The sequence below is a fragment of the Subdoligranulum sp. DSM 23681 genome (assembly GCF_057005535.1).
The window spans coordinates 2,971,109-2,982,316 of record NZ_CM168050.1; the positions used below are offsets into that span (position 1 = coordinate 2,971,109).

An 11,208-nucleotide genomic window follows, 5' to 3' on the forward strand; every position below is an offset into this window, starting at 1 on the left:
GGGGGCTTGTGTAAGCCCTAGAAGGGCATCGTACCGGCAAGCCTCTCAAGAGGCACTGAAAAATCCGCCACTTGCATCACTTGCCCTACAGCCCGTAAACGGGCGCTGTCTATCCAAGATCAGCTTTCTTGACAATGGTAAAGTTGCTGCTCCCTTCTCGCTTCGCTCGATGCTTGAAGCTAAAGCTTTTTTACTCTCCCCAGCAGAGCTGGGGGTTCTCATTTCGCTAAAGCATACAATAGAAAAAAGTTCCGCCGGGGAGATCCCCCGGCGGAACTTTTTATGCCTGTTCTTGCAGATAGAGTTTCACTTGTGCCTTTACTTCTTCCACAGCCTGTTCGGGAGTGATTTGCCCGCCATAGACCTGTACAGCCTGCTCATAAACGATGGTCTGCAGGGTCCCGGCTGCGGCGGGATTTACCAATCCTGTATATTTTTCTGCCAGTTCATCCCAAGGGTATTCCAGCGGGTTCATAGCAAAGGTATCCCGTTCTTCCTGGGTATAACCATCTTGTATCGTCTGCTGCAATGCCTGTAACTCCATGTCGCGATGCACTGCCATACCGCCGTACACATTGCTTTGCTGGATTTGCTCGTCTTCCAGCATCATACGGACAAAATCCTGGGCCTGGGGAAGATTTTTGGTTCCGGCACGGATACCCAGCAAAAATTGTCCTTCTGCCGTCCCGTCGAGAAGCGGTGAAAGCGTCACGACTTCGCACTGGGTCAGCAAAGAGACCGCCTGGCTGATACCCGTCATGCGGAATATAGCCGAGGTGGCATTTCCTTCTTGGAGGGCAAACCGGCTTGTGGGGAGCTCACTGGTGACCATAAGATTGCCGTTTCCGCTTCCCATGGGCATGCTTTCCTGTGTGATTTCTGCACTTTGTACCATGCGGTTTGTCTGCTCCAAGAAGTCAGAGAGCGCGGCCTCATCCAGACTTTCTCCATCCGGGAAGATTCGGTTCGCCACCGCCGGATAAACCGCCTCAAAAATTTCTTTCCAGGAACCGGCCGTACAGGCGCCGCTTTCAAACAACTGAGCCAGTTCTTCCAGGCTGGCGGGCGTTTTCTCTGTTTGTACAGTGGCAAAGACAGGAGTCGCAAAGAAAGCTGGCACCGTATATAAACCATCTTCCTCCGCATAGCCGTTCAAAATATTGGAATAGAATTCACTTTCCGTTACCAGGCCATCCAAGTTCTGCAGCATGCCTTGTTGGATATAGGACTGAATGGGCAAACCGTCCAGAATCAGACAGTCCGGCCCTTCACCACTGAGAAGTTCGGTATTCAGCTGCCGCAGGATATCCTGCTCCGAAACAGAATCTTCCGCTGTGTCATGGCCGGTGACAATGTTCAGTTCTACATCCGGGTGCAGGGATTGGTACCGCTGTGCCGCAATCTGCAGCATGGGTGTACTCTCCATAGCCCATACCGTGAGGGTGGTTTCTGCCGCCGGGGCTTCGCCCTCCTGTATGGAAAGGCTGTACAGTTTCATTTTTCCGTCTTCGTTGCCGGCAATCAGATAAGCGCCGTCCGCTTCTACATACAATCCCATAGCCTCGAAGTTGGATGACATGCAGTTCAGTAAAATATCGTCTGTGACTGTCTGTGTAAAGTCACCATTCAGCGGGCGGCGATACAAACCGGTACTGCCCACAAAATAGTGGTATATCCCATCTTCGGTCATGGCGGCAGCAGCAGGCAGGGTGTCCGGCCGTTCGATGGGAACTTCCTGCACAAGCTGGCCTGTTTCGGAATCATATTCTTTCAAAGTTGTGGCCACATAGTCATAAATAATCAGGTCCCCTTGATAAAAGACCGGGCGATAATCCGTTCCGTAGTCCACCGAGAAGGTCTGGGTCACCTGACCGGTCTCACCATCCACCAAGAGCCATACGCCTCCGGGGTCTGGACCCTCCTTCTCCTCTGTCTGATTGGCTGCAAAACAGACCAGGCCGTCTCCTCTGTCTGCAAATCCGTAAATGGCCACATACTTGCCCGGTGCCACATCTTCGGGAAGCACTACTTCTCTTGTCTGGCCGTCGGGAAGGACCTGTACAATGGAATTTCCGTTTTGGATGACAGCCCACCAGCTGCCCGTGGTATCGTAATAGTACCTTCGATTATAGACCTGGTTCTCCTGAATCCAGGAAACGATAGCCGCATTATCCTGCTCCTGCCATTCTCCGTTTTCCCTCTGGTATGCATGGGGCATTGCCTGAGCATCGGTGGTAACCAGAAGTGGTTCTCCATCTGCACCGGCGGTCAGCTTCCGTACGGTGTGGTCCTCCAACCCGGCAGGTGTGGCGTCGGTTTCCTGTACCTGCGCAATTTCCATCATTGCGCTGCCGGACGCTGCCTCCTCTCCTTCGGTTTGGTAAAACCCTGTCCCGCAGCCGCTCAGCAGCAAAACCGCGCAAAGCCCGGCTACCTGGCGGCGTATTCCGCGTCTTGTCATGAAAAAGACCTCCTTTTCTATATTGGGGAACAAGGTCAGCATACCGAATCCTATCTCAAAAAATCCTGTAAGCCTGCTCAAAAAAATGCCCGGAACCGAAATTGCCCCATCCCGGTTCCGGGCAGTGTTTTATTGTGAATCCTGCATCAGTGGAAAGCGAAAAGCCAGACGGGCGCCATGCGGGCTTATGTTTTGCTGCAATAGAATACCGCCTTGCATTTTTGCCAGTTCCCGGGCGATGGGAAGCCCCACCCCCAGGTGTGTGCCCTGGACCGTCCCAGGCTGTTTGCTGTCCGGAGGCAAGCCTGGGCCGTCGTCCTGTACATACAGTTTCACCCAGCCGTCTTTTTGCTCCAGCCCCAGCGTCACTGTCGTTCCCGCAGGTGTATGGGCGTTGGCGTTGGACACAAGGATTCCCAGCATCTGGCCCAGACGCATGGGGTCAGCCTTCAAGGATACATCCTCTTCCGGTGGGGGCTGCAAAATCAGATGGCGTCCTTCTGCGTTCAGCAACGGGTAAAACCGTGTGTAGCAATCCAGCAGAAGTTCGCAGGCATCCACCCGCTGAAGATTCAACCGCAGATTTTTGGTCTGCACCCGAGAAAAAAGAATCAAGTCTTCAATCAAAACATCCATCCGTAGGGTTTCGGTCTGAATGTTGTGCAGCATATCAGAAGAACTGTCTTTTCCCTGTGCCAACAGTTCTGTGTTGGAGCGAATCACCGTAACCGGCGTCCGCAATTCATGACCAGCCAAAGACAGAAAATCCAACTGTGCCTTTTGCGCCGCATAGGCAGGTGCAAAGGCGCGGGTCAGCCAAAGCCGGTAGAAAGCAAGCAGGAACAGGCACGCCAGAAGCAAAGCTGCCGTCGGTCCCAGGCAAGCCCGCAGGATTGCGTTATTCATGGCTTCGTCGGGTTGCAGAATCAAAAGTTCTGCCGTTTGCCCGGATTCCAGCCGCTGCATGGTGTAAGATGCCCGTACTCCCGCAAGAGAAGACTCTTTCTGAAGCTGGTCTTCTTCCGGCAACAATGTCCCGCGGCAGCTTTGTATCAGGGCCGCTGCCTGGGTCCGCCATGCTTCTTTTTGCTCGCTGATAGAATACGGCAACTCGATCTCTTCACCACGGTTATACAGATAGAGAAAAACGCCATACTGCTGTTCCAGCAAAGACAGCTGCTCCAGGTCCACCCGTGTACTTTCCAGAACAGCTTTTTCCATCAACTCCCGGGCGTCAGTAAAACGGTCATCATAGTTTTGCTGCATTACCTGGGTGATTTGCCGACAGATAATCACCCCTAACACACAGAATACCCCCAGCAACAGCCACGTGCCGCTGCGCCGGAGCTTGTCCTGCAACTGCTTGAGCGTGCTTTGTCCTGTCATGGCGTAGTCAGGCGGTAACCGGTGCCGTGAATGGTGAGGACCTGCACGTCAGCCCCCACGCGGCGCAGAGCCCGCCGTAAGAAGTAAATGTAATTGTCAATGACCGCTTCTTCCGCCTCGGACCCCAGTCCCCATACAGTAGAAAATATTTCCCGCCGAGTCACCACCTGGTTTGCTTTTTGAAACATCAGTTCGGCCAGAGCACAAAGCTTTCCGGTCACGGGCATACTGCCGGACGGGCCGTTCAACTGCATACTCGCCTCATCAAAAGTAACGTTGCCAACGGTGTATGTTGGGGAAGTATGTTCAGACCTTCGAATCAGCGCCCGAACCCGTGCCAGCAACTCTCCGTTATGAAAAGGCTTGGTCAGATAGTCATCACCGCCGGCGTCCAGCCCCGCAATGCGCTGTTCCACCTCTCCCAGGGCCGTCAAAAATAGAATGGGCGTACGCACACCCTGATTGCGCAGCAGCTTGGCCAAAGAAACGCCATCCATAGCAGGCAACATCCGATCCAAAAGAATCAAATCTACCTTTTGTTCCTGCAAAGTATCGTAGGCCTGTTCTGCATCCGGGCACACACAGGTGTCATAGCCGCCGCCTTGCAGCACGGTCTGTATAGTCCGGGCTAGTGGTGCCTCGTCTTCTACAATCAGAATCTTCATGGGTGGACTCTCCTCGATAAATCGTCAAGACAAAAAGGCGAAATACACGGTCAACTCGTTTCCAATCTCCATGGGCCTTCCACGAACTTGCCCGTGTACGACATATATTTTTAGTGATGCTATCGTTTTAAAGAACAAGGCGACCATGAAAGAGGTTCGACAGTATCGATCTTTCTCATTTTAGAGGTTCGCCGTATCTTTCGATAATGTAGGTTTGCCAAAGTGGCAAATTGGATATGTGAGGAAAGATTTTTGGGTATCCTTATCCAGTTGGTCAAAGCATTTCTGTGCAGAGTCCATATCTTCTAATAATAAATACGCACCACATCTAATATTAGGCGGGCAAGTTGGTGAAGTGAGCTTTGCTAACTCAACAATTTCGGATGGCTTCAAATGGCGTTGCCGTTTTATAATTTGCATCTTGTTGAGTAGGAGAATTCCCATATCAGACAAGTCTTTGGATTGAAGCCAATCGCATATTTTCTTTGCAAAATTAAGAAGCAACGGGTCTTTCTGTTCTTGTTCATCATACGCTCTTAAAATTTCCAAAAGCCATAGGATATAACGCTCCACTGCTACTGGTTTTAATTCTTTTTGGATTACATCTTCGTACATCACCTCATAATTCAGGTTCGACGTATGAATAAAATCACTTTTTTCAAATAGCAGAAACTGTGAGGCCGGAATCGGATGTTTCTTAGCTTTATCATCTGATGCAAACATTGCAATCTCGTGCGGCAAAAAGAAATTCTCAACTGTATATAATCCTTCTCCACTTTGCTTTGCCCATATCCAAATCACGAGATTTGCGATTTTCATTGGTCCATAAATGTTATTCTCATTTATGTTTTGAAAGCCGATTTTCCGATTATATAATACAGCTGATACAAGGATTTTTATATTTGCACTATCTTTTGGAGTAATTGCATCAACTTGCAATTCTTCTATCACGCCTAGCAATCCCAGCATCTTTTTTACGTCTTTGTAGTAGGTCAACTTTTTTCTCCAAGACGCACCATCTATCGTCATAGACTCTTCGAATGATATAGTTGCACCATTTATGTTAACCTCTCGATTCTCCAACATATCCAAAAAGAAAGATGTATCCTTTATACACTCGGTAAGTGTTCCGCTTGGATGAACACTAACCGAGAAAGTTTTTTCGCCTTGAGTTAGTACAACACTAATACTTTTACCAATTTTTATTGTAGGTTTCCCTTGACAATATTGGACTGAATAGGAATCGAAATACGTTTGCTCTTTGATTTTTATCTTTCCATGAACAGTCTTTGTAATTATTGCATTTGATACTCTATCAACAGGGATCTCTATATCAAGCCCTTGTGGTTTGGCATATAAATAGAAATCATGTGTCGAGATAAAACTTGGTAAATCTTCTGCGTTTAAACCGATTCCAACTGTATTGAAAGTAAATCCTTCAATCTTTGTTCCCCTTTTTTCGAGTTCTTCGATAGAAAGCAGTTCCTTTCCAATAAAACCTGCTTGTTTATGGGCATTACTAACAAAAGACAAAAAAATGTGTGCCATTTCTTTTGAATCATTTTCTGGAAACAGCTTTAAGTGTATAGAGTAAGTCTTCTTTCCCTTTGCGTTTTTCAAAATATTATTGAGATCTACAACAAGTAAGCTTGCATAAAAAATTTTGTGTTTTCCGGTAGAAGGCTCTACACTCACCAAGAAAAAAACACATCCACCATCTTGATAATAGTTTTTCAAGTCCACCGTACTGCATGAAAAAGTGGCAATGTCAGAAACAAATTCGTTTTCTGTTCCTTTCACCTGAATAGGCACACGCCCTCTAAGGTTTTCCTTTTTTTGGTTATCTGATTTATAAACAAATACTGTACCATCCCAAGAAGGGGTTTTATCATTTGAATCTATGTAGGTCTCCAATATAGGACATTTTAGTAGCGCTAACTTTAAAGCAGTTGTTGCAGATTCTTCTATGCGCTTTGTGCTCTTTCTTTTTTTCATCAATTTCACCTCCTCAAAAGCCTTACGTCCTTGCATTTTCCTTCACAAAATTTGGACGGCATTTTCGTACACCAAGCCGTTCTTCCTAAACATTATCCGTCCACATCTCACACTGGCTCATGACCGTCTGCACGGCATCTTCCATGCCTTCCGGCGGATACTTGTGCTTTTTCAGCAGGCGCTTCACCAGTCTGCGCATACCGGCGCGGGCGCTTTCTTTTTTCTGCCAGTCAATGGTGCGGTTCTTGCGGAGAGCATCTGTCAGCTCTTTTGTGATGGCAATCAGCTCGTCGTGCTCATAGAAGTCTTTGATGGCCTGGGGTTTGGTTAAGGCATCATAGAAGGCCAGCTCTTCCGAAGTAAGTCCCAGCTTTTCGCCTTCCGCATTGGCCGCGGCAATCTCCTTGGCCAGCTTCAGCAGCTCCTCAATGACCTGTTCATTGGTCAGCATGCCGTTGAGATACCGGTTCATGGAACTCTGGATGATTTCAGAGAACTTCTCCGACTTCACCACATTGGTACGCCGATAGACGGAAACTTGCTCCGCAATCAACTTTTTCAGCAACTCCACAGCCAGGTTCTTCTCCTTCATACGGGAGATTTCCTCCAAGAACTTGGGGTCAAACAAGGAAAATTCGGTCCCCACATCGGAGAACAAATTGATAACCCCTTCGCTCTTGATGCTGTGCTTCAGCAGCTCATTGATGCGCTGATTAACTTCCGGCAGGGTGAACTTCTTGCCGGTTCCGCCGCTCATTGTAAGACGAACAAGCATGGTCCGCACTGCTTCAAAGTAGGCCGCTTCAAAGCGCGTTTTATCATCTACCATACTGCTGCAGAGGGAAAGCGCCTGTTTGAGCAGCAGAGCCTCTTTGATGTAGACGTTCTGTGTTTTTTCCTTATCCGGCAGGTCATGCTCTGCTACCGATTTGCCCAGCAGAAAGTTAACGCCGCCGCTAATCACCCGTGCTTTTTCCAGGTCATTGCCGGTCATGAAGGTATTGTAGCCAAAGCCATGGAACAGGTCGCGGCACACTTCCAGCTTTTCCAGAAACTTAGGATAAGCAGCCTTGCTCACGTCCGGATCGCCATAGTTCTTTTTATCCCGCACGGTGTAGTCGTTCATGGCCTGCTTGAGGGCTGCGGCAATACCCACATAGTCCACTACCAGACCGCCTTCCTTATCGCGGAAAACGCGGTTTACTCTGGCAATAGCCTGCATCAGGTTATGTCCAGCCATGGGCTTATACACATACATGGTAGCTAGGGAGGGCACATCAAATCCCGTCAGCCACATATCCACCACGATGGCAATCTTCATGGGAGAACTATTATCCTTGAACTTGCGGGCAAGCGCCTCTTTGTGGGACTTGTTGCCGATAATTTCCCGCCACTCTTCCGGGTCGTTGTTGCCCTGAGTCATCACAACACCCACTTTCTCGGTCCAATCCGGCCGCAGCTGGAGAATGCGCTTATAGATTTTCATGGCAATGGGGCGCGAGTAAGCCACAATCATAGCCTTGCCGGTGAGCAGGTTGGCCCGGTAATTCTCGTAGTGGTCGAGGATATCATCCACCAGGGACGCAATGGTCTGGTCGGCCCCCAGAATGGCCTCCATCTGTCCCAGCTCTTTCTTGCTTTTTTCGATAACATAGGGGTCCGCGTTCTGTGCCATCAAGTCATATTCAGAATCGATGAGGCGCAGGGTCTTTTCGTCCAGCTTCAAATGGATAACGCGGCTCTCGTAGTAAACCGGGCGGGTGGCACCGTCCTCCACTGCCTGAGTCATATCGTAGATGTCGATGTAATCGCCGAACACTTCCCGGGTGCTGCGGTCTTTGGAGGAAATGGGAGTGCCAGTAAAGCCAATGTATGTAGCGTTGGGAAGACTATCTCGGATGATGCGGGCCGTGCCGATGGAGGTCCTGACCTCCAGTTCACCTTTTTCGTTCCGTTTGGTGATAACCTTTTCGGTAAGGCCGTACTGGCCGCGATGGGCCTCATCCGCCATGACCACGATGTTCCGACGGTCCGACAACGGCTCGCCGGTTTCCTCGAATTTTTGCATGGTGGTGAAGATGATGCCGTTTGCCTGACGGCCCGCCAGCAGCTCCTGCAAATTCTGGCGGCTTTCTGCCTGCTGGGGAGTCTGGCGCAGGAAATCCTTGCAACGGGAGAACTGACCGTACAGCTGGTTGTCCAGGTCGTTGCGGTCAGTGATTACAACGATAGTGGGGCTTTCCAACGCTTTTTGCAGATAGTGGGCATAGAACACCATGGACAGGGATTTGCCGCTGCCCTGAGTATGCCAGAACACGCCGCCCTTGCCGTCGGTGACGGTGGCGTGTTTGGTGGATTCGATGGCCTTTTTCACTGCGAAATACTGGTGATAGGCTGCCAAAACCTTAAAAGTATTGGCACCGTCCACGTTGAAGCAGATGAAGTTCTGGAGAATATCCAAGAAACGCTGCTTCTCAAAGATGCCTTCAAAGAAGGTATCAAACTGGGCGGCCTGAGTGTTCTCATAGCTGCCGTCCTTGGTTTTCCAGGCCATGAAGCGGTCCTCGCCAGAGGTGATAGTCCCCGCCTTGGAGGTAGTCATGTCGCTCATGACACAGACCTGGTTGTAGATGAACAGGGACGGGATCTCATGCATGTAGTTACGCAACTGGCGGTAAGCGGCGGAAGCATCGGTTTCCTCGCGGGAGGGAGATTTTAGCTCCACAACCACCAGCGGCAGGCCGTTGACAAACAGAACAATGTCGGCCCGCTTTTCGCTGTTTTCAATGACCGTCCATTGGTTGATGGCGGTAAAGCAGTTGTTTTCCGGATGCTGGTAGTCCACCAGATACACCAGGCCGGAGCGTTCCTCGCCCTTCACCAGATACTTCACCGGCACGCCGTTTTGCAGATAGTCGGTAAAGACCATGTTTTTCTGCAGCAGAGATCCAGACTCGAAGTTTTTGAGCCTGTACACTGCGTCATCCAAAGCTTCCCGGGGCATAGTGGGATTGACCGCCTGGAGAGCAGGCAGCAGTTCATCCTCATACAGCGGCGAGTGGTAGTCCCGCTCAACATCCGGGCCATAAGCATAGGAATAGCCGAGGCTCTGGGTAAAGAGTTGCAATACGGCGTTTTCGTAGTTGGATTCGGTGAAGGGCATGTTAAGTCACCTCTTGCTAGCTGATTATAGCAGCTACCATATATTGGGTTTATCACAATTTAGCTCGTTTACATATCCAAAGAAACAATCATATCGTGCGCGTACTTATCAATAAATTTCTCCATAGTAGCAGTATATTTTTTTGCATTATCTTCTACATCGTTGTCTTCATAAATAGAAATCAGCAAATCTTTAAAACTAATATAAAGTTGTTTTCCATCTACTTGGCTAATACCAGGAAATAAAAACTGCATTTGGTGAATCATATATTCATACTGTAGAATTGTCTCTAAAAGAACTTCTTCGGTTACATCGCACCAATTGTGCTTTGCAAGTATAAAACCACTTAGCTTTCTTAAATGTTCGATCGTATAATCACTATCCTTGATAGCCTGATAGGCTATATGGCATTTTTCAAAGGTTTGGAAACATTCATAGCGTTTTTCAAATAAGGCTATCTTATCTTGTCTGTCTGCAATTTTCTTGGGGACCTGAATTGCATACCAGATAGCTACAAAGGATGCTATCACTCCAATTGCGGAAACTAATATACTAGCCCACGCTGCAATAGCAGAAATTGCATCCCAACTATTTTCCAGTTCAGGGGCATAAGTAATGCGAAAACCAAATGCGGCCATCACAAAGACCGCAAGCGCAAGACAGATAATTCCAACAAACAACGGAAACCATCGGCCTTTAATAAAATTCTTTATAGATTCTTTCAAGGATTCCCATTCCTTACTGTTGCTCATTTGTCCCACCACATTGCCAATTAAAAGTTATATTTGATTTTTCCATTTCTTTATCCCAATCAATAATGTCATACTGGAAGAAATTGAACTTTTCTTTGTTTTCTTCATAGTAGCCTCTAGCAGCACTCCCCAGGATAAAGCACAGCCGCCGTACATTTACACGATAAGATTTGGTTCTTTCTCCTGTGTTGCTTGACTGTATAGACGCAGCATCAGAATATAGCCCAAACTCGTTTTTGGATTGGATAACAAGGGAAAACCTATCGATCTTATTATTTTCTTGCTTGATTCTTTTTTTATCGATATTGGGATTTCCCTGATGCAAAAATGAATTGCGCAAATTATAAACGACTTCGCCGCTTAGATAAGGAATATCATCTGACTTTGCCCCTTCTGGAAGAGGCGGGCACTCATACTGACCAATATTTTCATTGTACCAATCAATGTATCGCTTGGTATTGCCAGCAGAGGGATATTCGGCCTTACCACAAATATCCGGAAGGGTCAACGCAATGGCCAGTGCAGCCAAATAACAGTTTGCATCAAGCGCGCAATTCATATCGTTTATCAATTTCAACAGCATTATAGTGTCCCTACAAAGATTATATTTCCATCAAAACATCAGATTCTGAAAAGCGTACTTCATTCTGCGTGTCATCTGCAGTTTCAACCAGAAAACCTTTATATTGTTTGTTTTCTTTATCATAGCCGGTGATATAAACAGTTTCGCCTGAGATTAAGGTAACGGTATTTCCAATGGCGTATTTCATATCTACTTTCCTTTCT

Annotated in this window: 8 protein-coding genes; all 8 read right to left on the bottom strand. The window is 48.1% G+C overall.

Annotated elements, in window-relative coordinates:
- Positions 1-280: 280 nt before the first annotated feature.
- The gene (locus AC127K_RS13730) at positions 281-2,503 is read right to left on the bottom strand and encodes a hypothetical protein (protein WP_483720994.1); all 2,223 of its coding nucleotides are present in this window, start codon (positions 2,501-2,503) and stop codon (positions 281-283) included.
- 87 nt (positions 2,504-2,590) lie between these two features.
- Positions 2,591-3,820, bottom strand: coding sequence for a sensor histidine kinase (locus AC127K_RS13735; RefSeq protein ID WP_483720995.1), 1,230 nt, complete (start codon positions 3,818-3,820; stop codon positions 2,591-2,593).
- A gap of 23 nt (positions 3,821-3,843) precedes the next feature.
- Complete coding sequence (locus tag AC127K_RS13740) at positions 3,844-4,512, bottom strand: response regulator transcription factor (RefSeq protein WP_483720996.1); 669 nt, start codon at positions 4,510-4,512, stop codon at positions 3,844-3,846.
- A 180-nt stretch (positions 4,513-4,692) separates the two neighbouring features.
- Entirely contained in the window at positions 4,693-6,507 is a 1,815-nt protein-coding gene (locus AC127K_RS13745) for a hypothetical protein (RefSeq protein ID WP_483720997.1), read from the bottom strand.
- Positions 6,508-6,592: 85 nt separating this feature from the next.
- Positions 6,593-9,670 (bottom strand): type I restriction endonuclease subunit R, encoded by a 3,078-nt coding sequence (locus AC127K_RS13750; protein ID WP_483720998.1) that lies wholly within the window; start codon positions 9,668-9,670, stop codon positions 6,593-6,595.
- 68 nt (positions 9,671-9,738) lie between these two features.
- Positions 9,739-10,422 carry a hypothetical protein gene (locus AC127K_RS13755; RefSeq protein ID WP_483720999.1) on the bottom strand — a complete coding sequence of 228 codons (684 nt, stop codon included), beginning with the start codon at positions 10,420-10,422 and terminating at the stop codon, positions 9,739-9,741.
- Positions 10,409-11,005, bottom strand: a complete 597-nt coding sequence (locus AC127K_RS13760; RefSeq protein WP_483721000.1) for a hypothetical protein — start codon at positions 11,003-11,005, stop codon at positions 10,409-10,411. Before AC127K_RS13760 ends, AC127K_RS13755 begins: the two co-directional genes overlap by 14 nt.
- 19 nt (positions 11,006-11,024) lie before the next feature.
- Positions 11,025-11,192, bottom strand: a complete 168-nt coding sequence (locus AC127K_RS13765; RefSeq protein ID WP_483721001.1) for a hypothetical protein — start codon at positions 11,190-11,192, stop codon at positions 11,025-11,027.
- Between the last annotated feature and the right edge of the window lie 16 nt (positions 11,193-11,208).

Bases quoted from the DNA above. Each gene is read 5' to 3' on its own strand.
- AC127K_RS13765 (WP_483721001.1), bottom strand. From the start codon at position 11,192: ATGAAATACGCCATTGGAAATACCGTTACCTTAATCTCAGGCGAAACT.
- AC127K_RS13740 (WP_483720996.1), bottom strand. From the start codon at position 4,512: ATGAAGATTCTGATTGTAGAAGACGAGGCACCACTAGCCCGGACTATA.
- AC127K_RS13750 (WP_483720998.1), bottom strand. From the start codon at position 9,670: ATGCCCTTCACCGAATCCAACTACGAAAACGCCGTATTGCAACTCTTT.
- AC127K_RS13755 (WP_483720999.1), bottom strand. From the start codon at position 10,422: ATGAGCAACAGTAAGGAATGGGAATCCTTGAAAGAATCTATAAAGAAT.
- AC127K_RS13760 (WP_483721000.1), bottom strand. From the start codon at position 11,005: ATGCTGTTGAAATTGATAAACGATATGAATTGCGCGCTTGATGCAAAC.
- AC127K_RS13745 (WP_483720997.1), bottom strand. From the start codon at position 6,507: ATGAAAAAAAGAAAGAGCACAAAGCGCATAGAAGAATCTGCAACAACT.
- AC127K_RS13730 (WP_483720994.1), bottom strand. From the start codon at position 2,503: ATGCTGACCTTGTTCCCCAATATAGAAAAGGAGGTCTTTTTCATGACA.